Raw genomic sequence first — 20554 nt, forward strand, 5'->3', positions numbered from 1 at the left:
CCCCGGTCAGCGCACGGCGAGCGCCGGGTAGTCCGTGTAGCCCGTCGCCCCGCCCACGTACATGTAGTAGCGGTCCCTGACCTCGTTGAGCGGGGCGCCGGTGCGCAGGCGGGTGACGAGGTCGGGGTTGGCGAGGAAGGCGCGGCCCAGGGCGATCAGGTCGGCGCCCTGGGCGAGGAGCTGTTCGCCTGCCGCGCGGCCGCCGTCGGCGGGGAGGCGGCTGGTGGGGAGCAGCGGGTTGGCCATCAACGTGCCGGGCCACTGCTCCCGGAGCCGCCGGAAGGCGGGGGTGGCCGGGTCGGCGAACGCGACGTGCAGGTAGGCCAGCCGGTGGTCGCGCAGGGCGGCGAGGAGCGGCGGGTAGAGGGTGGCGGTGTCGGTCTCGGCGATGCCGTTGACGGGGTGCCCGGGGGAGATGCGCAGGCCGGTCCGTTCGGGCCCGATGGCCTCGGCCACCGCCTCGGTGACCTCCACGGTGAACCGGACGCGGCGTTCGGCGGGCCCGCCGTAGGCGTCGGTGCGGCGGTTGGTGTTCGAGGCGAGGAACTGGTGGAGCAGGTGGCCGTTGGCGCTGTGCACCTCGACGCCGGCGAACCCGGCGGCGACCGCGTGGCGAGCGGCCCGCGCGAAGTCGGCGACGGTGGTGCGGATGTCGGCGAGGCTCATCTCGCGCGGCACGAGGGAGGGCCTGCGCCCGCCCGGGGTGTGGATCTCCTCCGGCAGGGCGACCGGCGAGGGCGCGAGCGGCGTCAGCCCGCTGGTCTCCGGGTGGCCGACCCGCCCGCCGTGCTGGAGCTGGAGGAACATCGGCCGTCCGCCCGCCGCCAGCACCGCGTCGTTGACCCGCCGCCACCCCTCGACGTGCTCGGGCCGGTGGATGGCGGTGATGTTCGGGTACGTCTGGCCCTGCGCGTTCGGCGTCGACGCCTCCGCGATGATCAGCCCGGCGGAGGCGCGTTCCGCGTAATACGTCTCCATCAGCGGGGTGGGCACGCCGTCGGCGGTGGCGCGGTTGCGGGTCATGGGCGCCATGACGAGCCGGTTCGGCAGCCGCAGGGGGCCGAGGGACGCGGGCTCGAACAGCCCGTGCGCACCCGGGGGGTTGGGGTCGGTGAATCGCTCGGTGTCCGTCATGGTGGGACGGTATAAGTTGACACCGGTGTCAGATTCAAGTCCCGTCGCCGGGGTGGGGGAGACGGAGACCGCGATGCGTATCGGTGAACTGGCCCGCCGCTCCGGGGTGAGCGAGCGCTCCCTGCGCTACTACGAGCAGCAGCGCCTGCTCAGCCCCGACCGCACCCCGGGCGGCCACCGCGACTACCCGGAACAGGCCGTCGACCGCGTCATCCGCATCCAGGAACTGCTGGCCGCCGGTCTCTGCACCACCAAGATCGCCACCCTGCTCCCCTGCATGCGCGACAGCGACGGCGGCCCGGCCGCCGTGGCGACCCCGCGCCTGGTGGCCGACCTGTCGGCGGAACGCGCCCGCATCGACCGCACCATCGCCGACCTGCTGCGCTCCCGGGAGGTGCTGGACGACGTGATCGACACGGCGAAGGGCGGGCCGCCCCGGCCGGAGGAGGAGCCCGCGCGCCGCACCGGCGCGTGAGGGAGGCGGCGCCGCGCCGCGCGGTTCGCGTTCGTGGTGGGCGACCGGTGCCCCTTCGTCCTGTACGGACCGGTCGGCCTGACTCTTGAGGCCGAGCCAGTTCAGGCCCGCAGCTCCGGCGGAAACCCGGTCCAGCGCAGCTCCTCCGGGAGGTGCCCGAGGTCGTTGAAGAGCATCAGGGCGGCAGGGCGGCCCGGGGTGTAACGGATCACCGTCAGCCCGGCGTTGGCGTGGTTGAGCCCGATCCAGCGCCAGGCGGGCGCGTCGAGGGCGTCGCGGACCAGCCAGGCCGCGAGGAACGCATGGGTGACCAGGAACTCGTGGCGCGGCTCGTCCCCGTCGGCCGGCCCGGTGAAGAGGGCCTGGGCGGCGCGGACGCGCCCCGGCCCGGGTTCCCGCTCGGCGGCGGGGAAGCCCGCGAGGCGGGCGAGCGTCGCGTCGGCCGACTCGTCCGGCAGTTCGTCACGCTCGGGCAGGTACGGCAGATAGTCCCCCGCCTCCTCGGCGACCTGCGGTCGCACACCGCCGACCTGGTCACAGACGATCCGAGCCGTCTCCGCTGCACGGGCGAGCGGCCCGTGGTGGACAGCGGCCAGCGCCACCCCGCCCAACCGCTCCCCGAGCAGCACCGCCTGCCGCCGCCCGACCTCGGTGAGCCCGGACTCGTCGGGAGTGGCCTCGGCATGGCGGGCGACGTAGAGATACCGGGTGGCGGGCATGGGCCTCGGCTCCTCGGGGCGGGGGGCGCGCCGCGCTCGCGGGGCGCCCGGGGATCTTGGGTGGTCAGGAGGACGCCGGGGGTACGGGAGCGGTTCCGCACGCCCCCTCACCGACCGGCGCCGAGCCTTGAGCTCCGGCACGGTCAGGCGGCGCGCAGCCAAAGCCAGCCTGGCCCGCGCTTGAGGCCGTCTTTGACGGGCACGGTCAGGCGGCGCGCAGCCAAAACCCAGCCCGGCCGGTGCTTGAGGCCGGCCGCAGGCGACGGCACGCCAGCCGCAGGCTAGCCCCGCCCCGAGACCCGGTCGGCCAGCCGCGCCACCCAAGCGGCCTCCCCGGTGGCCCGGGCCAGCTCGCGCCGGTCGGCCGTGCGATAGGCCGCATACAGAGAACGCACCCCGAGCCACCGCAACGGCTCGGGCTCCCACTTGCGGACCCGGTGGCCGACCCAGGGAAGCGTGGTCAGCTCGGTGGCCGCCCCCTGCCCCGCGTCCTGCTGGACGAGGTCGCGCAGGGTACGGGCGGCGAGGTTGGCCGTGGCGACCCCCGACCCGACGTACCCCCCGGCCCACCCGAGCCCGGTGGACCGGTCCAGCGTCACGGTGGCACACCAGTCGCGGGGCACCCCCAGCACACCCGACCAGGCATGGGCGATCTCGGTCCCCTCCAGGACGGGGAAGAGCCGGACCAGCAGCTCCCGCAGGGCGTCGACCGTGGCGCCCTGCGTACGCCCGCCCGTGTCGGTCCGCGACCCGAGGCGGTACGGGACGCCCCGGCCCCCCAGCGCGATCCGGTTGTCGGGGGTGCGCTGGGCGTACAGGTAGGCGTGCGCCATGTCGCCGAGCGCCTCGCGCCCCTCCCAGCCGATCTCCTCCCAGACCTCGTCGGGAAGGACCGGCGTCGCGACGACCGAGGAGTTCATCGGGAGCCAGGTCCGCCGCTGGCCCTTGAGCGAGGCGGTGAACCCCTCGGTGCAGCGCAGGATGTACGGAGCGCGGACCGTGCCGTACGGCGTCACCGCGTGCTTGGGGCGGATCTCGGTCACCGGGGTCGCCTCGTGGACGACCACGCCGAGCGCCTCCACGGCCGCCGCCAGCCCCCGGACCAGCTTCACCGGGTGCACCCGTGCGCCGTGCGGCGTCCAGGACGAGCCGACGGCGCCCGCGACGCGTATCCGGCGGGCGGTCTCGGCCGCGCCGTACAGCTCGCGGTCGCTCTCGCCGTACCCCAGCTCCGTCTCGTGGAACGCCTTCAGCCGCAACAACTGGGCCGGTGTGTAAGCGACTTCGAGGACGCCGCCCTGGTGGACGTCGGCGTCCACGCCCTCCTCGGCGGCCACCTTCACCACCTCGTCCACGGTCGCGTTCATCGCCCGCTGGAGGCGTACGGCCGCCTCCTTGCCGTGCAGCCGCGCGTACCGCTCGCGCCCGGCGATGCCGTTGTACAGCCAGCCGCCGTTGCGCCCCGACGCGCCGAAGCCGCAGAACCGCTGTTCCAGCACGGTGATCCGCAGATACGGTGCCGCCTTCTTCAGGTAGTACGCCGTCCACAGTCCGGTGTAGCCGCCGCCGACCACGCACACGTCGGCGCTCGCGTCGCCGGGCAGCGGCTCGCGGGGCTGCGCTGGGCCTTGGTCGGCGTGCCAGAAGGAGATCCCGCCGTTGACGGTGACTGTGCTCATGTGTCGGTCCCGGGTGTGGTGGTGGCGCGGTCGGCTGGACAGGACGGTACTGCCCGGCGGAGCGGCGCGGGAGAGGGGGCAGCGGCCACGGTCGGCCGACCGGGCCAGGCCGAATCACCGCGCCCCGCCCGCACTTGGGCTCGTACGATCACCGCGTGACCCAGTCCGGCGCCTTCCCGCACCCGTACGGCCACAGCTCCCGCGCCCCCCGCACACCCGGCGGCGGCGCACCGGCCGAGGAGGGACAGGGCTGGCCAGAGCTGGCCGTGCCCACCGAACTCGTCGCCAGCCAGGCCCGGTTCAACGGTTCGCGCGGGCAGGCGTTCACCGCCGCCCTCCCCGGCCGCGCCGCCCACTTCCGCCACGCCTGGGGCCTGCGCCCGGACGGCCCGCCGATGCACGGCATGGCCTCGCTCGTCCTCCCCGTCCGGCTGTCCGCCCACGGCGACGCCGCCGCCATGCTCAAACTCCAACTCCTCGACGAGGAGAACGCCGGTGAGGGCACCGCCCTGCGCGCCTGGAACGGCGACGGCGCCGCCCGCCTCCTCGCCGAGGACCCGGCCACCGGCACCCTGCTCCTCGAACGGCTCGACGCCGGACGCCCGTTGGAGGCGCTGGCCGACACCGACGAGGCCGTCGCCGTGCTCGGCACCCTCCTCGCCCGGCTCTGCGCCCACCCCGCGCCGCCCGGCCTGCGCCGCCTCGCCGACATCGCCGCCCGCCTCGTCCACCACGCGCCCCGCGCCGCCGCCTCCCTCAGCGACCCCTTCGAGCGGGCGCTGCTCGCCGACGTCGCCGCCGCCGTCCGCGAGGTCCTGCCCGAACCGGGCGACCGCCTCCTCCACTGGGACCTCCACTACGGCAACGTCCTCGCCCCGCACCCCGGCACCGAGGCCGCCGCACGCGGCCCCTGGCTCGCCATCGACCCCAAACCCCTCGCGGGCGACCCGGGCTTCGACCTGGCCCCCGCCCTGCACAACCGCTTCGACCCCGCCGCCGTCCGCCGCCGCTTCGACGCCCTCACCGCGCTCGCCGGACTCGACCGGGGCCGCGCGGCCCGCTGGACGCTGGCCCGCGTCCTCCAGGAGACCCAGTGGGACGTCCTCGACGGCGCCCACCGCCTCCAGCCCGACCAGGCCCACATCGCCCGCGTCCTGCTCGGCCGGGCCTGACCCGCCGCACGCCGACCACCAGGCGAAACGCCGGGCGGGCGGGCCCGCGTCCCGGTTAGCCTGCGGCCATGATCCGTACAGCCCGTCCCGCCGACGTGCCCGCCGTCCACGCGATGGTCCGCGACCTCGCCGCGTACGAGAAGGCGCTCGACGAGGTCCACCTCACCGAAGAGCAGCTCCACACCGCCCTGTTCGGCCCGAACCCGGCCGCCTACGCCCACCTCGCCGAGGACGACACCACCGGCGAGCCGGTCGGCTTCGCCCTCTGGTTCCTCAACTTCTCGACCTGGCGCGGTGTCCACGGCATCTACCTGGAGGACCTCTACGTCCGCCCCGACGCCCGCGGCGGCGGCCACGGCAAGGCTCTCCTGCGCGAGCTGGCCCGCCTCTGCGTCGACCGCGGCTACCAGCGCCTTGAGTGGTCAGTCCTCAACTGGAACGAGCCCTCCATCCGCTTCTACGAGTCGCTGGGCGCCCGCCCGCAGGACGAGTGGACGGTGTACCGGCTGACGGACGGGGCGCTGTCGGAGTTGGGGGCGCGGTAGCGGCGGGGGAGGGGGCGGCCCGCGTCCGACGGGCCACCCCTTCCCTCTCAGAGCCGGCTCAGCACGGCGGGTCGACCTTCTCGCCGCGCTCCGGGAGCAGGTCGGCGCGGGCGGGGTCGATCGTGTCGAAGGAGCCGTCGGCCAGCGACCCGGCGAGGGACTCCATGGCCGTCTGCGCCTCCCGGATCAGCGGTCCGGCGCCCTTCTGGCCGGCCTCCTGCTGGCCGCGCTGCTCCAGCAGGAGCGTCGGGTAGCCGTCCAGGCCGAGGCCGTTGCGTGCGGTGGAGGCGGTGTCGCTGCGCGGGTAGAGGGTGACGTTGGAGCGGGGGTCGTCCGCCAGGGTGTCGCCGACCACGGCCGCCGCGCGCCGCCCGTCGGCAACCACCTCGGGGGCCACGTCGGGGTGGGTGGACCAGAGCACGGACATGGTCACCATCCGCCCGTCGGGCGTCGCGTAGGTGACCTGGTGGTGGTAGTCGAGGACGAGGTCGGGTTCGAAGCCGTCGACCACGCCGTGCACGGCGGCCGCCTCGGGGGCGAGGGAGAGGTCGTACTCCGGAGCCGGGCCGAACATGCGGTTCAGGTCGACCTTGTGGGTGTTCAGACGCGGGTCGACGCCCTCGCGGAAGTCCGGGTCGTGATACCGCTCCCAGCCGTCCGGGTTGACGCGCGGCACGACCTTGATGGTGACCTCCTCGCGCAGCTCGCGCGCGGCCCGGCCCGGTCCGGCCGCCTTCTTCAGCATCCGCAGGGCCGCCTCGGTCCCGAGCGGTTCGTCCCCGTGCATCTGGGTCAGCACCAGCAGCTTGCGCGCGCCGGTGCCGACCGTGGCGGAGTACAGGGGCCGCCCGTCGACCGAGCGGCCTATCGTCTCCAGCTCCAGGGTGCGCGGGTTCCGCTTGGCCAACTGGCTTAGCTCGGACGAGAGTTCGGCATTGCTGGTCAGCCGGTTCAGCTTGACCGGCTCGCCTTCGCAGACCCAGGGGCCCGGCTTCAGCGGCGGTGTGGCGGTGGCGGTGGCGGGGCTCGCGGCGAGGGGCGAGGCCAGCAGGGCGGCGGCGATCACGAGGGCGGCGTGGCGGCGTCTGCTCACGGTCATCTCCAGTGGGGGATACGGAGGGTGCGTACGCGTGGGGCCCGGCCGTCGTCGGGCCGGGCCCCACTGAAACGGAACCGTTCCATCCACCCGTTGTGCCGTCAATGAGCAAAAGCAAGCCGGGGATTGGCGGAAAGAGTCACGAACGGGGCGAAAGCCGTCCGCCCGCCTGCTCGGGCGGACCGGTCGCTCCGGGCGTGCGGCGATCCGGGTCAGACGGGGGCGTCGGCGTGGTCCACCGCGCCCGCCGCCTCCACGGCGGCCCGGTGGCGGCGCAGGGCGTGGAAGGACCAGATCGCGTGGGCCGGCCACAGGACGGCGCCCACGGCGTTGGTGACCACCAGGAACAGGTCCGCGCCCCAGGAGCCGGTGAAGATCGCCGTGATCACCACGGCCCAGGTCAGCACGGCCAGCGTCAGCGAGAACCAACGGCCCCAGCGCAGCACGCGGACGGTGGACGGGGAGAGCGGGTACTTGGTGTTGCCGTGGCGTGGCGGCCGGGCCCGGTGCGGGGTCATCCGGGTCGTGCCGGGTGCGGCGTGCGAGTGGTTCACGGTGCCTTTCCCTCCGTCGGCCTCGGACACGTAGAGGTACGCGTACCCCCGCAGGCCGCGGTAAGGCCCCGCCTCAGCGGGGCGCGGGCAGGCGCGGGAAACGGGCCTGGAGATCCCAGACCACCGGGTTGCCCGCCAGCTCCTCGTGGAGGTCGCAGAGGTCCGCGACGACATCGTGCAGGAAGTCGCGGGCCTCCCGGCGCAGCTCCGTGTGGGAGAAGGTCAGCGGCGGCTCGTCCGCCTTCATCCAGTCGGCCTCGATGTCGACCCAGCCGAACCGCCGGGTGAAGAGCATCCGGTCACTCGACTCGGTGAAGTCCAGCTCCGCGTACTGCGGCCGCGAGGCGCGGCTGCCCCGGGGATCCTGGTCGATCTGCTCCACGATGTCGCAGAGCGCCCAGGCGAAGTCCAGCACCGGCACCCATCCCCAGGCTGTGGACAACTCCCGGTCGGCCTTGGTGTCCGCCAGATAGACGTCCCCGCAGAAGAGATCGTGCCGCAGGGCATGCCGGTCGACCCGGGCGTAGTCCAGGTCGGACGGGTCGGGGAAGCGGGCGGAGAGGGCGTAGCCGATATCAAGCACGGTTCTATTTTGAGGCACCCGTCCGCCTCCGGGGCGCCACATGCCGGTGTCGAGACCGCCGACGCGCCCCTTCGGCTCCCGGGCGCGGTTGGCCGCGGGGGAGGGTGTTGCGGGCGGGGCTGGCGCGCGGGCAAGTGCCGGGGTGGACGGGGGGCGGCGCCTAGGATCAGCGGGTGCTTTCCCCACGTCAGTCTCGAGCTGCCCGGCGCCGCCGTCTCGCCCCTCGTTCCCGTACCGCTCTCGCCGCTGTCGCGGCATTGGTCGTGCTGGTGCCGGTGGGTGGGTGCGGGGACGATGGCGTGCGGGGGACGCCGGGGGCGGCCGGGGTGCTGGATCCGTTGTTCCCCAGACTGGGGAACGGGGGGTACGACGTGCGGCACTACGACCTGGCGCTCGACTGGGAGCCCGCGCGGTCCGGGGAGCGGGCCGAGCGGCCGTTGCGGGGGACCGCGCGGATCACGGCGCGGGCGACGCAGAATCTCAGCGCCTTCAACCTCGACCTGAAGGGCCTTGAGGTCACCGCCGTCACCGTGGACGGGCGGCCCGCCCGCTACAGCCAGGCCGGGACCGAGCTGACCGTGCGGCCCGAGGGCGAGCTGGACAAGGGGGAGACGTTCCGGACGACCGTCGCGTACGAGGGGCGGCCCGGGCCCGTCGAGGACGCCGACGGGAGCGAGGAGGGGTGGCTGACCGGGGAGGACGGGACGGTGGCGCTGGGCGAGCCGTCCGGGTCGATGACCTGGTTCCCGGGCAACCACCACCCGCTCGACAAGGCCACGTACACCCTTCGCGCCACCGTCCCCAAGGGGCAGCGCGCCGTCTCCAACGGTGAACCGGAGACCATCGAGCCGACGCCGGGCAACGGCGGGCGCACCACCTGGGTCTGGAACTCGCGTCGCCCGATGGCCAGTTACCTCGCCACCCTGGCCATCGGCCGCTACGGCCTCACCGAGTCCCGCACCCGGTCCGGCGTGACCGTCGTCGACGCCGTCGCGCCCGGCGAGGACGCCGAGGCGCTGAAGCGGCAGCCGGACGTCCTCGACTGGTCGGTGGAGCGCTTCGGGGCGTACCCGTTCGACTCGTTCGGCGCCATCGTCCTCGCGCCGGACACCGCCGGGTACGCGCTGGAGACCCAGACCCGGCCGGTCTACCCGGGCTCGCCCGGCGTGGGCCTGGTCGTCCACGAGACCGCCCATCAGTGGTTCGGGAACTCGGTGACGCCTCGGACCTGGCAGGACATCTGGCTCAGCGAGGGGTTCGCCACCTACGCGGAGTGGCTCTGGGAGGAGGACCACGACGGGCCCAGCGCCCAGGACACCTTCGACCGCCTCTACGCCACCTCGGACGAGGCCGGCCTGTGGGCCTTCCCCCCGGCCGACCCGCCCGACCAGGACTCGCTCTTCACCGACCCCGTCTACCAGCGCGGCGCCATGACCCTCCACCAGGTCCGCCGCGTCCTCGGCGAGGGCCGCTTCGCCGCACTCCTCACCGGCTGGCCGAAGGAGTACGCCTACGGTAACGCCCGCACCGCCGACTTCACCGCCTACGCCGAGTCCCTCGCTCCCGACACCGAGACCCGCGAGGCGCTGACCCGCACCTGGGCGGCGTGGCTGCGCGCGGAGGGGAAGCCGGACAGCGCTGAGCCGGGGCGGTGACGGGACCCGACGCCCCCGGTCACGGCAGCTGGAAGGCGTCGGCGAGGAGCACGAAGGCGTCCTCGAAGCGGTCGCCGGGTACGCCGGGGAGCGGTACGCAGTTGGCGTCGGCGAAGGGGACGCGGAGCAGCTCGGCCTGCGCGCCCCGGTACGGGCCCATGCCCGCGTAGCCGTAGGCGGCGCCGAAACCGTCCGGGCGGATCCGGGAGCGGGCCGCCGTCAGGCCCTGCGCGCAGTGCGGGCAGGTGCCGCAGAACAGGTGGGTGGGGAGGACGACGCGGTCGCCCGGGCGCACCGAGGTGACCGCGCTCCCCGTCTCCTCGACCACGCCCAGTGGCGCGTGGCCCAGGACCATGCCCTCCTCGGCGCCGGTCCGGCCGTCGTACATGTGCAGGTCCGTACCGCACAGGGCGCTGGAGGTGATCCGGACCAGGGCGTCCGTCTCCTCCTCGACCACGGCGTCCTCGACGTCGCGGACGGTGACCCGGCGGGGCGACTCGTAGACGACGGCGCGCATCAGGCGTCGCCCGCTGCCGGGGAGCCGTCGGCCGCCGCGCCCGCCTCGGGCCGGGAGCCCGGCGGTTCGGCCAGTCCCTTGCGGAGGACCGCGCACTGGCGGCCGCGCCGCAGGTCCGGCCGGTGGTCGATGGGGACGTAGCCGAGCGCCTCCCAGAAGGCGAGGGCGGCCGCGTCGGTGTCGAGCACCGCCAGCCGCAGCCCGGACCGGCCCGCTTCGCGGAAGCGGGCGGCCAAGTGGTCGGCGAGGGCGCGGCCGTGCCCCTCGCGGCGCCGCTCGCCGTGGACCAGGAGCAGCCCGATCCACGGGTCCGGGTCGCCGGGGTCGGCCGGGTGGTGGTCGAGGGTGACGGCGACCGCGACCAGCTCGCCCCTGACCCGGGCCAGGTGGACGACGCTGCCGGGCACCGACAACTCGTCGGCGAGGGCGGCCGCGACCTGGGAGACGCGGATGTCACCGGCGTCCGGGAAGTCCCCGGTCAGCTCGTGGAAGGCCTGCGCGGAGGCGTAGACCTCGGTGATCTCGGTGAGCAGGGCGCCGGGCAGCGCCGCGTCGTCCGGGGTCACGATGTCGACGTACATGGCGGCCACGCGCGCTCACTCCCTCGTCCGCACCACCCCGGTCCGGCCGGAGCCGGGGCTTCGATTCTGCGGCGGCGGGCGGGGGCGGGCACCTGGGGAGGGCCGTACGGAGCGGAGCCGCGGGCGGGAAGGCGTCCGGAACCGCGACCGCCCGGCTCTCCGGGGTGGGACGGAGGGCCGGGCGGGGCGGTGTGCGGGGACCGGGTCAGACGTTGACGCCGAAGTCCTGGGCGATGCCGACGAGGCCCGAGGCGTAACCCTGGCCGACGGCGCGGAACTTCCACTCCGCGCCGTTGCGGTAGAGCTCGCCGAAGACCATGGCGGTCTCGGTGGCGGCGTCCTCGCTCAGGTCGTAGCGGGCGATCTCGGTGCCGCCGTCCTGGTTGACGATGCGGATGTAGGCGTTGCGGACCTGGCCGAAGTTCTGCGAGCGGGACTCCGCGTCGTAGATCGAGACCGGGAAGACGATCTTGTCGACGTCGGCGGGGAGGCCGGCGAGGTTGACGTTGATCGCCTCGTCGTCGCCGTCGCCCTCGCCGGTGCGGTTGTCGCCGGTGTGGACGATGGTCTGGTCCGGCGTCTGCTTGTTGTTGAAGAAGACGAAGTGGCCGTCGGAGTAGACCTTGCCCTCGGCGTTGACCGCGATGGCGGAGGCATCGAGGTCGAAGTCCGTACCGGTGGTGGTGCGGACGTCCCAGCCGAGGCCGACCGTGACGGCGGTCAGGCCGGGAGCCTCCTTGGTGAGCGAGACGTTGCCGCCCTTGGACAGGCTTACAGCCATGGGATGTCCCTTTCGTCGTGTGTCGCGGGCTTCGTACGCGGGACGAAGCTGCCGTCACCCTTTGCAACGCCGCAACCACCCCGGAGGGTTCCATCTCGCTTTACTTTCTTTGCCGAGGCGCCCGGATCGCGCCCCGGGGCCCGCCGGGCGGCGCGAAAACGATGTGACGGCGGCCCCCGGCACGCGCGACCATGGAGGCATGTCCGCCGACCGAAAGCCCAGCCGACCGACCGGTGCGCGCCCCGGCACCCCGCCCGCCGCGCCGACCGGCGGCCGGGTCGTCCGGGGCTCGGTGGTCCTGCCCGACTCCGAGCTGACCTGGCGGTTCTCCCGCTCCTCGGGCCCCGGCGGGCAGCACGTCAACACCAGCGACAGCCAGGTGGAGCTCCGCTTCGACCTGGCCGCGACCGAGGCGCTGCCCGAGGTGTGGAAGGAGCGGGCGCTGGAGCGGCTGGCCGGCCGGCTCACCGGCGGCGTCCTCGCCGTACGCGCCTCCGACCACCGCTCGCAGTGGCGCAACCGCGAGACCGCGCTCGACCGGATGGTCTCCCTCCTCGGCGAGGCCACCGCGCCCCCGCCCAAGCAGCGCCGCGCCACCCGCATCCCGCGCGGGATCAACGAGCGCAGGCTCCGGGAGAAGAAGCAGCGCTCCGAGGTGAAGAAGAACCGGGGGCGGGGCGGTGGCGACTGGTGAGCCGCTGACGGGCCGGGCCGGGTGCGCGGACCGCCGGCGCGGGCCGTTTCTCAGCCGAGGTGGCGGTAACGGCCCCGGTAGTAGACGAGCGGCCCGCCGTCGGCGGAGGGCAGGGAGGCCGACAGGACGCGGCCGATGAGCAGGGTGTGGTCGCCCGCCTCGACGCGCTGCTCGGTGCGGCACTCCACGGCGCCCAGGCCGCCCGCGACCAGCGGGGCGCCGGTGAACTCGCCCCGGGTGTGCGGGAGCGAGGCGAAGAGGAGACTGTCGCTGAGGCGGCCGCTCATGGCGAACCGGCCCGCGATGTCGCGCTGGTCGTCGGCGAGGAGCGAGACCGCCCACAGGGGCTGGTCGGTCAGGACGTCGTCCATCCGGGAACCGGTCCGCACGCTCACCATCACCAGCGGCGGGTCCAGCGAGACGGAGACGAAGGCGGTCGCGGTCATGCCGGCGTCCTCGCCGCGCGGGCCGTCCTCCGGGTCGTGCGCGGTCACCAGCACCACACCGGCGGCCAGCCGGGACATGGCGGCGCGGAACTCTTCGTTGCTCACCCCTTCAGCATGCCCCGGCGCGGAGGCGGGGGCGGCGGAGTCGGCGGGCGCGGGGGAGCCGGAGGTGGCGCTGGTCGTGAACACGTCCGTCACGGTAGCCCTCGGTCCGTGGCCCCCGCATCGGCCGGGGGAACCAGCCACGACCTAGGTCCCCGGCCCGACCTCCGGCGTGGATTCGACGCTGTTCGCGCGGGTTCGCCGCATTCGGAATCAGTCGTTCCGACGCGTCGGGCGGGTCCGAGTCGGCCGAATCAGGCCGTTGTCGACCGGCGTATGCGGGAGAGTGGCAGAGTGTGAGCGGAAGAGCGTCTTCCGGGACCGGGCGGGATGCGTGTTCCGCCCAGGTTCGGGCAGGCCCTGAGCAACTCCGGGTGAATATGCCGCAAGGCGTTCAAGTCACCCGCCGATCATGTGACTTGAGTCACAGAACGCACATATTGTTGACCCTGTGTACCGAGTGAACAGCTCACTGTGATTCAGTGGCCGGGAACGGATGACGTGACACTGAGGGACGCTGCCCATCCTGGAGTTGCTGTCGAGGTCTCGGGGAGAGAGCGCATGGAGACCGAGTCGGAGCCCTACGTCCGCCTTGCGACCCTGCGGCAGCTGCATCAGGTCGTCGCGGACCTGAACACCGCCCGCAGTCTGGCGGACACCCTCCAGACCGTCGCCGACGGCGCGGTCGCCGGCCTCGGGTACGAGCTGTCGGCGGTCAACCTCGTCCAGGCAGACGGCGACCTCGTCGTCGCCGCCGTCGCGGGCAACTCCTCCGCCGAGGCCCTCCTCACCGGCCAGATCGGCCCCCGGCAGGCCTGGGAGCACCGCCTGTCCATCGCCGAACGCTGGGGCGACCTGCGGTTCATCTCGCACACCGAGGCGTGGGCCCTCGACGAGGACGGCGTCCCCGGCTGGTACACCCCGGCCCCCGCCCCCCGCTTCGAGGACGAGTGGCACCCCGGCGACCGCCTCTTCGCCCCCCTCTACGCCACCGGCGGCGACGAACTCCTCGGCGTCATCTCCGTCGACCGCCCGCGCAACGGCCGCCTCCCCGGCCCCTGGGGCCAGGAGGCGTTCCAGATGTACGCCTTCCAGGCCGCGATAGCCATATCCAACGCCCGCCTCCGTGCCAACATGCAGCGCGCCCTGGTCCGCCTGGAGCGCGAACAGCAGGCACTGCGTGCCAGCGAGGAAAGCTTCCGGCAGGCCTTCGAGTTCGCCCCCAGCGGCATGGCCATCGCCGAGATGGGCGGCGACCAGCACGGCCGCATCCTCCGCGCCAACGACGCCCTCTGCCGCCTGCTGGGCCGCCGCGCCAACACCCTGCGCCGCTACACCTTCTCCGACCTCGCCCACCCCGAGGACATCGGCACCCTGCTGCGCACCAGCGCCGAGGGCGGCCGCACCGAGGTCCGCCTCTCCACCAGCGAGGGCGCCTACCTCTGGGTGAGCCTGCGCAACTCCGTCGTCGCCGACGCCACCGACGGGCCCCGGCTGCTCCTCACCCACGTGGAGGACATCACCGAGCGCAAGCGCCACGAGATGCAGCTCGCCCACCGCGCCAGCCACGACGCCCTCACCGGCCTGCCCAACAGCGCCGAACTCCGCGCCCGGCTCTCCGCCCGCCTCTGCACCCGCCCGCACGCGGGCCGCCCCAGCGCCGTCGACACCCTCGACGCCGCGTACGGCGGGCCCGCCCCCGGGATGTTCGCCGGGCTGGCCGGCGAGAGCGACGCCTACGAGCCGGACGCCCACGACTTCGACCTCGGCCTCGGCCTGGGCCTCGGCGGCGCCCGCCAGAGCGCCGGGCCCACCGGCGCGGGCTTCGGCGTCGCCCCGTACGAGCACCACGTGCACACCGTCGCCCCCGACGAGGACGGCGACCAGACGAGCGAGGGCGCCAAGGGCCTCGCCGTCCTCTTCTGCGACCTCGACGGCTTCAAGTCGATCAACGACCGGTTCGGCCACAACACCGGCGACGCCGTCCTCATCGAGGTCGCCCGCCGCCTCACCAGCGGCGTCCGGGACGGCGACACCGTGGCCCGGCTCGGCGGCGACGAGTTCGTCGTCCTCGCCGACGGCCTCTGCCATGCCGACGCGCAGGACCTCGCGGTCCGGCTGCGGAACGCGATCATCCCGCCCATCCGCGTCGACGGGCGCGCCGTCCGCGTCGGGGCCAGCTTCGGTATCGGCTGGGCCCACTGCGGCATGTCGGTGGAGGAGGTCCTGCAATCCGCCGACCAGCGCATGTACATCGAGAAACGTTCCCGCTCGAAGCAGCAGCGGCGGGCCGGATAGGGCCCGGCCGCCTTGATCTGGCTGGCTCTGCGGGGCTGGGGTGTTGTCGGCCTTGAGCTGCGCTCGGGCTGGGGTGGGGTGGCCTCAAGCGCCGGCCGGGCTGGTGGGGTGGCCTCAAGCGCCGGCCGGGCTGGTGGGGTGGCCTCAAGCGCTGGTCGGGCTGGGGTGGTCGGCCGGGCTGTGGCGGCGTGCCAGGGGGTTCGCGGGTGAGGGCCGAAGGTGAGTCCGCGCACAGCGGTCGGGTGGCCCCAGGCGTAAACGCACTTGTAGCTGTAGGCGAGTTGAAACCTTCAGGAGGCGCACATCACCCCGTTCGGTCAGATCGAGCGGGTAGGCTCGCCGAGTCGATGACCCTGCGATTCCGGTACGTGTTTGAGGAGTGACCACGGGATGACACCCGGCCCTGGCAACAACGGCGCCTCTGGCGACAACGGCACGCCCGAGGGCGACGACCCCTTCGGCTACCTGTACGCCGACGGGCAGGCCGCCGGTGCCACCCCGCCCAGCGGGGGCGGCGGCTACGGCTACCCCGGCCCCCGCGCCTCGTACAACCAGGTGCGCCCCGTCGGTGAGCGGCGGTACGGCGGCCAGCAGGCCCAGGGGCAGCAGGGGTACGGCTACCCGCAGCAGCCGTACGGGCAGGCCCCGCAGGGTGTGCCGCCGCAGCAGCACGGTGCGCCGCCGCCGGTGGCGCCCGGCGGCGGGCGCGGGCGCGGCTCGGGCGGCTCGGGCGGGCCCAACGCGCGGATGCTGTTGATCGGCGCCATCGCGGTGGTCGTCGCGGTGATCGTGGTGATCGCCGTCACGATGACCTCCGGCGACGACAAGGGCGACGAGGCCGGCAAGGACACCGCGCCGACCGCCGACGCCGGGGGCGGCGAGGGCGAGGGCGACCAGCAGCAGGACCCACAGGAGGACGAGGAGAGGCCCGTCGACCTGCCGAAGACCGACGCCAAGGCCCTCAAGCTGGAGGGCGGCACCGTCACCGCCTCCGACCTCCAGGGCGCCGAGGCCGGTACATACGTCGCCGGGTTCAACAACGTCGGCGCCAAGCTGACCTGGACCGTCAACGGCATCCCGGAGGACGCCGGCTACAGCCTTCGCGTCTCCTACGGCGTCCCCGGCAAGGCAGCCAACGCCACGATCTTCGTCAACGGCAAGGCCCAGGAGCGCCCGCTCAACATGGACAACTTCGCCAAGGTCGAAGAGGGCGAGTGGACCGACAAGTGGGTCAACACCTGGGCCGTGGTCAACCTCACCAAGGGCACCAACACCATCACCCTCGCCTGCGAGGACGGCAACGAGTGCGACGCCAACTTCGACCAGATGTGGCTGAAGGAAGGCACGCAGGGCTGACGCCGGCGGACACCCCGCACTGACGCGCACGGCCGGGGCGCCCCCTCACGAGGGGGCGCCCCGGCCGTGTTCTTGCCGAGCGGGGCGGCTCCCTGCCGGTGCCCAGACGCCGCTTCCGAGTCGGCCGGGAGAGGCGGAGGTGAGATGACGGCGGAGGGCTGCCAGGGAGGGGTGGGGGTTGTCGGTGCGCCAGATCAGGCAGTGCGGGTAGACCGGGGTCGGATCGATGAGAGGGATGCGGCGCAGGTCGTGGCCGGCGGGCCAGACGAGTGGGGTCTGTTCGCTGACGAAGGTGGCCAGGGTGGTGGACGCGGCGATGGTGTCCAGCAGCGGCTCGATGCCGAAGTCCGGGCCGACCGTGTCGATGACCAGGCCGAAGGCGTCCGCCAACGCGTCGTAGTAGGCGGTCCACTCGGTGCCGGGCGCGTTCCCGGGCATCCAGATCCGGTGACCCGCGAGCTGGAAGGGGGTGATCGCGGGGGCGTCGGCGTACGGGTGGCCCGGCCCGGTGAACAGGTGGAGCGGTTCGTCGAGGACCGGGGTGGCCGCCACCCCTTTCGGGAGCTGGCGGCCCGGCATGGTGACGGCGCGGAACGTCGCGTCGATGGTGCCGTCCCGTACCGCCGCCACGGCCGTGTCGGAGTCGAACAGCGTCACGACGTCCAGCTCGGTCTCGGGGTGAGCCCGGTGGAAGCCGCGCAGCAGGCCCGCCAGGGAGAGCTGCCGCCCGATCACGTCCACGCGCAGCGCCCTGCTGCCCGGCCGCACCGAGGCGACGGCCCGCTCGGCGGCCTGGAGCAGCCCGCGGGCGTGGGGCAGGAACGCCTGTCCGTCGATGGTGAGTCGCGCTCCGCGCGCGTCCCGGTCGAAGAGGCGGACGCCGAGGTCCCCTTCCAGGGCGGCGATGCGCTTGGACACCGCCTGGGGAGTGATCGAGAGGTCGGCGGCTGCTTCCTGGAACTGGCCGGCCTCCGCGACGGCGACGAAGGTGCGTACGGCGGTGAGGTCCACCCGCCCAGAGTACGTCGGACAACTGATGGTTGATCGTTGACGTGGGCAGTGTTGTTTGATCCGCGGCACGACAAGACATTGGATGGCCGAGTCGATCCCAAGAGGCAACCCCTGGTTGATCCGTTGCCTCGTTCGGTGTGTGTCGCCCCGGCTCTCCGAGCCCCTTCCGTGAGGAACTCCTGTGACTGCTCCAGACCGTCTTCACGTCCGTACGCCCGAGTTCGCGCGGGTGGCCGAGCGGATCGCGCACGTGACCGCCCTGACCTCGCGGCTCAACGTGCTGCCGTTCGACGACGAGGCCGCGCGCGCGGCGCTGCTGGCCGAGATCGTCGGCAAGCCGGTCTCCGGCTCCGTCACCGTCTATCCGCCCTTCTACACCGACCACGGGCTGGGCATCGACTTCGCCGAGCACGTCTTCGTCAACCAGGGCTGCACCTTCCTCGACCAGGGCGGCATCCGGCTGGGCGAGGGGGTGCTGATCGGTCCGAAGACCAACCTCATCTCCTCCGACCACCCTCTCCCGGCCTCCGAGCGGCGGGAGTTCATCACACGGGCGCCCATCACGATCGAGGCCGGCGCGTGGCTCGGCGCGGCGGTCACCGTCCTCCCCGGGGTCACGATCGGGCGGGGTGCCGTGGTCGGCGCCGGAGCCGTCGTCACCAAGGACGTTCCCGCCAACACGCTGGTGACCGGAACGGCCGCGTTCGCCCGCAAGCGGTGGCACGACTGAGGCAGGCAGCAGGCAGCAGGCAGCAGGCAGCGGCTGCCGGCCCGGCATGACCGGACTTCGCCCTCAGGCCCCGGCCAGCACGGTGAGGAAGTGGTGCGCCCGGCCCCGTACCGCCGCGCGTGCCAGGGAGAGGTACGGGCGGGGGTCCGGGTGGTCGGTGAGGTGGGTGGTGAGGGCGGTGGTGAAGGCCTGGTTGAGCGCCGTGCCGATGTTGACCTTGGTCATGCCCGAGCGGACCGCGTGGGCCAGCTCCTCGTCGGGTACCCCGCTGGAGCCGTGCAGCACCAGCGGGACGGGCACGGCCCTGCGCAGGGCGGCGATCAGGGTGTGGTCGAGGGCGGCGGTCCGCTCCGTCATGGCGTGCGAGGAGCCGACCGCCACGGCCAGCGCGTCCACCCCGGTCTCCTTCACGTACGCGGCCGCCTCGGCGGGGTCGGTGCGGACCCCGGGGGCGTGCGCGTCGAGCGGGGCCTCGCCGGGCTTGCCGCCGATCCGGCCCAGCTCCGCCTCGACCCAGAGGCCGTGCGCGTGGCCGAACCGTACGGCCTCGGCGGTGCGGAGCAGGTTCTCCTCGGCGGATCGCCGCGAGGCGTCGTACATGACCGAGCCGAACCCCTCGGCGGGTGCGGCCTCCACCAGCTCCCAGGAGGCGACGTGGTCGAGGTGGAGGGCGAGCGGTGCGGTGGAGGAGCGGGCCACGGCGGCGGTGGCGGCGGCGATCGGGCCGAGCCGGTGGCCGTGGTAGGCGACGGCGTTCTGGGAGATCTGGAGGACGGCGGGGAGCTCGGCCTCCTCGGCGGCGGTGGCGACGGCCTCGGCGTGTTCGAGGGTGATGACGTTGAAGGCGGCGACGGCCCGGCCCGCGGCCGCCGCTTCGGTGACGAGTTCCCCGGTCGGTACGAGTGGCACGGCTCTCCCCCTGCGGGTGTCGGCTGACGTCGGCCGGTCGGCCGCGTCCGGTCGGGCTCGGTGCTGTACGGGGTCAGACGGCCCCGGGCAGCGGGGTGGCGGTGATGCGGGCGGCGAGGTCGCGGTAGGCGGCCTCGTCGTACTCCCCGGCGGCCGAGGCGTGCACGGTCGCGGCGGAGAGGGCGGCGGCCCGGGCGAGGCGGGCCGGCCAGTCGGCGCCCTCGGCGAGGCCGGAGAGCAGCCCGGCCACGGCGGAGTCGCCCGCGCCGGCCGGGTTGCCCCGGACCGGGGTGGGCGGCGCGGCGCGCCAGGCGCCCGCCGGGGTCTCGGCGAGCAGGCCGTCGGCGCCGAGCGAGGCGACGACGGCGCGGGCTCCCCGGCGGCGGGCGGCGCGGGCGGCGTGGCGGGGGTCGCGGGTGCCGGTGAGGTCGGCGAGTTCGGCGGCGTTCGGCTTGACCAGGTCGGGGCGGGCGGCGATGCCCCGGCGCAGGGGTTCGCCGCTGGTGTCGAGGAGGACCGGGACACCGGCGGCGCGGGCCTCGCGGATCAGGTGGGCGTAGGCGCCGACGGGCACACCGGGTGGCAGGCTGCCGCAGAGGGCGACCGCGCGGGCGCCGGGCAGCAGCGCCGCGTACGCCTTCTTCAGCGCCTCCCACTCGGCGGCGGTGACGGTCGGGCCGGGCTCGTTGAACTGGGTGGTGTCGCCGCCGGCCGCGTCGACCACGGCGACGGTGCGGCGGGTGGCGCCACCGATCGGGACCAGGGCGTCCCGCAGGCGCGCCTCGCCGTCCAGCGCCTCGCGCAGCCACGCCCCGGTGGTGCCGCCGGCGAAGCCGGTGACGGTGGTGTCGTGGCCGAGCCGGGCCAGCACCCGGGCGACGTTGACGCCCTTGCCGCCGGGGCGTTCCAGGGTCTCGGTGACCCGGTGGGTGGTGCGCTCGCGCAGGGCCGGGACGCGGTAGGTCAGGTCGACGGCGGTGTTCAGTGTGACGGTGAGGATCACGTGTTCCAGCCCTGTGCTGCCCTGGCCCGCCTTACGGGTGGAAGCGGGTCTGCCTGCGGTTTCGTGGCCTGATCATGCCAAACCTAAGGGATGCGGCGGGGCCGCGGAAGGGGGCTGGGGGTGTGGGGAGTTGGGCTTCCTGGCCCCGACTTGGCCTCAGGTCAGGCCCTGGCCGGGCTCGGGAGGGTGGCTGGCCTCAAGCGCCGGCCGGGCTGTCGTTCGGCCGTCTGTCCGTCTCGACCGTGCCGGTCACTGATGGCCTCAAGCGCCGGCCGGGCTGGGATTTTGTCGGTTGCCGTTAGCCATTCGTGCGGTGGCCCTGCCGAGGTTTCGCGGATTGTCCGCGGGGTGGTGCGGGCGGGGCCGCACCGGTGTACCTCCTCACAGACTGACGAGGTGGGAGCCTGTCGCGTTTTGCGGGCTCCTCACGTCAGTCTGCTGCGGGGGCACCCCGGCCCGTCCCCGCCCTCCCGTCTCGTCGGCGGCCAGCCGCCGGTGGTGGGTGGGGCCGTCG

Annotated in this window: 21 protein-coding genes; 8 read left to right on the top strand and 13 right to left on the bottom strand. The window is 74.0% G+C overall.

What is annotated here, in order from left to right; genetic code table 11:
* Nucleotides 1-6: 6 nt before the first annotated feature.
* Nucleotides 7-1134 carry an alkene reductase gene (locus ACFWMZ_RS21490; RefSeq protein ID WP_383203473.1) on the bottom strand — a complete coding sequence of 376 codons (1128 nt, stop codon included), beginning with the start codon at nucleotides 1132-1134 and terminating at the stop codon, nucleotides 7-9.
* Nucleotides 1135-1207: 73 nt separating this feature from the next.
* On the opposite strand from ACFWMZ_RS21490, the gene ACFWMZ_RS21495 reads away from it, so the two are divergent.
* Entirely contained in the window at nucleotides 1208-1609 is a 402-nt protein-coding gene (locus ACFWMZ_RS21495; protein ID WP_383203496.1) for a MerR family transcriptional regulator, read from the top strand.
* 101 nt (nucleotides 1610-1710) lie between these two features.
* Here ACFWMZ_RS21495 and ACFWMZ_RS21500 read toward each other — a convergent pair whose 3' ends face one another.
* Nucleotides 1711-2328: a histidine phosphatase family protein gene (locus ACFWMZ_RS21500; protein WP_383203476.1), complete on the bottom strand. Its 618-nt coding sequence runs from the start codon at nucleotides 2326-2328 to the stop codon at nucleotides 1711-1713.
* Nucleotides 2329-2609: 281 nt separating this feature from the next.
* Nucleotides 2610-4007, bottom strand: coding sequence for an NAD(P)/FAD-dependent oxidoreductase (locus ACFWMZ_RS21505; RefSeq protein ID WP_383203479.1), 1398 nt, complete (start codon nucleotides 4005-4007; stop codon nucleotides 2610-2612).
* 260 nt (nucleotides 4008-4267) lie between these two features.
* Between ACFWMZ_RS21505 and ACFWMZ_RS21510 the strand changes: the two genes are divergently transcribed.
* Complete coding sequence (locus ACFWMZ_RS21510) at nucleotides 4268-5179, top strand: aminoglycoside phosphotransferase family protein (protein WP_383203499.1); 912 nt, start codon at nucleotides 4268-4270, stop codon at nucleotides 5177-5179.
* 68 nt (nucleotides 5180-5247) lie between these two features.
* Nucleotides 5248-5724, top strand: coding sequence for a GNAT family N-acetyltransferase (locus tag ACFWMZ_RS21515; protein ID WP_383173095.1), 477 nt, complete (start codon nucleotides 5248-5250; stop codon nucleotides 5722-5724).
* A 58-nt stretch (nucleotides 5725-5782) separates the two neighbouring features.
* Here the strand turns inward: ACFWMZ_RS21515 and ACFWMZ_RS21520 are convergent, their stop codons facing one another.
* The 3 genes from ACFWMZ_RS21520 to ACFWMZ_RS21530 all read right to left on the bottom strand — a co-directional run bounded on the left by ACFWMZ_RS21520 (nucleotide 5783) and on the right by ACFWMZ_RS21530 (nucleotide 7957).
* Nucleotides 5783-6823 carry a M14 family zinc carboxypeptidase gene (locus ACFWMZ_RS21520; RefSeq protein ID WP_383173093.1) on the bottom strand — a complete coding sequence of 347 codons (1041 nt, stop codon included), beginning with the start codon at nucleotides 6821-6823 and terminating at the stop codon, nucleotides 5783-5785.
* Nucleotides 6824-7032: 209 nt separating this feature from the next.
* Entirely contained in the window at nucleotides 7033-7374 is a 342-nt protein-coding gene (locus ACFWMZ_RS21525) for a hypothetical protein (RefSeq protein WP_383173091.1), read from the bottom strand.
* Nucleotides 7375-7447: 73 nt separating this feature from the next.
* The gene (locus ACFWMZ_RS21530; protein WP_383173089.1) at nucleotides 7448-7957 is read right to left on the bottom strand and encodes a hypothetical protein; all 510 of its coding nucleotides are present in this window, start codon (nucleotides 7955-7957) and stop codon (nucleotides 7448-7450) included.
* Nucleotides 7958-8256: 299 nt separating this feature from the next.
* On the opposite strand from ACFWMZ_RS21530, the gene ACFWMZ_RS21535 reads away from it, so the two are divergent.
* A complete protein-coding gene (locus ACFWMZ_RS21535) occupies nucleotides 8257-9612 on the top strand; it encodes a M1 family metallopeptidase (RefSeq protein WP_383173087.1) in 1356 nt (451 codons plus the stop codon).
* Between the two features lie 19 nt (nucleotides 9613-9631).
* On the opposite strand, the gene ACFWMZ_RS21540 is transcribed toward ACFWMZ_RS21535, so the two are convergent.
* From ACFWMZ_RS21540 to ACFWMZ_RS21550, 3 genes are all read right to left on the bottom strand, one after another.
* Nucleotides 9632-10129 carry an alcohol dehydrogenase catalytic domain-containing protein gene (locus ACFWMZ_RS21540; RefSeq protein ID WP_383203482.1) on the bottom strand — a complete coding sequence of 166 codons (498 nt, stop codon included), beginning with the start codon at nucleotides 10127-10129 and terminating at the stop codon, nucleotides 9632-9634.
* Nucleotides 10129-10719: a GNAT family N-acetyltransferase gene (locus ACFWMZ_RS21545; RefSeq protein ID WP_383173080.1), complete on the bottom strand. Its 591-nt coding sequence runs from the start codon at nucleotides 10717-10719 to the stop codon at nucleotides 10129-10131. Before ACFWMZ_RS21545 ends, ACFWMZ_RS21540 begins: the two co-directional genes overlap by 1 nt.
* 196 nt (nucleotides 10720-10915) lie before the next feature.
* Nucleotides 10916-11491 (bottom strand): TerD family protein, encoded by a 576-nt coding sequence (locus tag ACFWMZ_RS21550; protein WP_383173075.1) that lies wholly within the window; start codon nucleotides 11489-11491, stop codon nucleotides 10916-10918.
* A 199-nt stretch (nucleotides 11492-11690) separates the two neighbouring features.
* Between ACFWMZ_RS21550 and arfB the strand changes: the two genes are divergently transcribed.
* Nucleotides 11691-12185, top strand: a complete 495-nt coding sequence (arfB, locus tag ACFWMZ_RS21555; protein ID WP_383173073.1) for an alternative ribosome rescue aminoacyl-tRNA hydrolase ArfB — start codon at nucleotides 11691-11693, stop codon at nucleotides 12183-12185.
* Between the two features lie 50 nt (nucleotides 12186-12235).
* On the opposite strand, the gene ACFWMZ_RS21560 is transcribed toward arfB, so the two are convergent.
* Entirely contained in the window at nucleotides 12236-12820 is a 585-nt protein-coding gene (locus ACFWMZ_RS21560; RefSeq protein ID WP_383173070.1) for a flavin reductase family protein, read from the bottom strand.
* Nucleotides 12821-13294: 474 nt separating this feature from the next.
* On the opposite strand from ACFWMZ_RS21560, the gene cdgB reads away from it, so the two are divergent.
* Nucleotides 13295-15031, top strand: coding sequence for a diguanylate cyclase CdgB (gene cdgB, locus ACFWMZ_RS21565; RefSeq protein ID WP_383203485.1), 1737 nt, complete (start codon nucleotides 13295-13297; stop codon nucleotides 15029-15031).
* Between the two features lie 390 nt (nucleotides 15032-15421).
* Nucleotides 15422-16387: a carbohydrate-binding protein gene (locus ACFWMZ_RS21570; RefSeq protein WP_383203488.1), complete on the top strand. Its 966-nt coding sequence runs from the start codon at nucleotides 15422-15424 to the stop codon at nucleotides 16385-16387.
* Nucleotides 16388-16432: 45 nt separating this feature from the next.
* Here ACFWMZ_RS21570 and ACFWMZ_RS21575 read toward each other — a convergent pair whose 3' ends face one another.
* Nucleotides 16433-17398 (bottom strand): LysR family transcriptional regulator, encoded by a 966-nt coding sequence (locus ACFWMZ_RS21575; protein WP_383203491.1) that lies wholly within the window; start codon nucleotides 17396-17398, stop codon nucleotides 16433-16435.
* A 181-nt stretch (nucleotides 17399-17579) separates the two neighbouring features.
* Here ACFWMZ_RS21575 and ACFWMZ_RS21580 point away from each other — a divergent pair, with 181 nt between their 5' ends.
* Complete coding sequence (locus tag ACFWMZ_RS21580; protein ID WP_383173062.1) at nucleotides 17580-18128, top strand: DapH/DapD/GlmU-related protein; 549 nt, start codon at nucleotides 17580-17582, stop codon at nucleotides 18126-18128.
* Between the two features lie 63 nt (nucleotides 18129-18191).
* Here the strand turns inward: ACFWMZ_RS21580 and ACFWMZ_RS21585 are convergent, their stop codons facing one another.
* Both ACFWMZ_RS21585 and ACFWMZ_RS21590 read right to left on the bottom strand, forming a co-directional pair.
* Nucleotides 18192-19037, bottom strand: coding sequence for a class II fructose-bisphosphate aldolase (locus ACFWMZ_RS21585; protein WP_383203494.1), 846 nt, complete (start codon nucleotides 19035-19037; stop codon nucleotides 18192-18194).
* A 73-nt stretch (nucleotides 19038-19110) separates the two neighbouring features.
* Nucleotides 19111-20040: a 1-phosphofructokinase family hexose kinase gene (locus tag ACFWMZ_RS21590; protein WP_383173058.1), complete on the bottom strand. Its 930-nt coding sequence runs from the start codon at nucleotides 20038-20040 to the stop codon at nucleotides 19111-19113.
* Between the last annotated feature and the right edge of the window lie 514 nt (nucleotides 20041-20554).

Origin of the sequence: Streptomyces sp. NPDC058373 (genome assembly GCF_042723275.1) — a bacterium.
GTDB lineage: Bacteria > Actinomycetota > Actinomycetes > Streptomycetales > Streptomycetaceae > Streptomyces.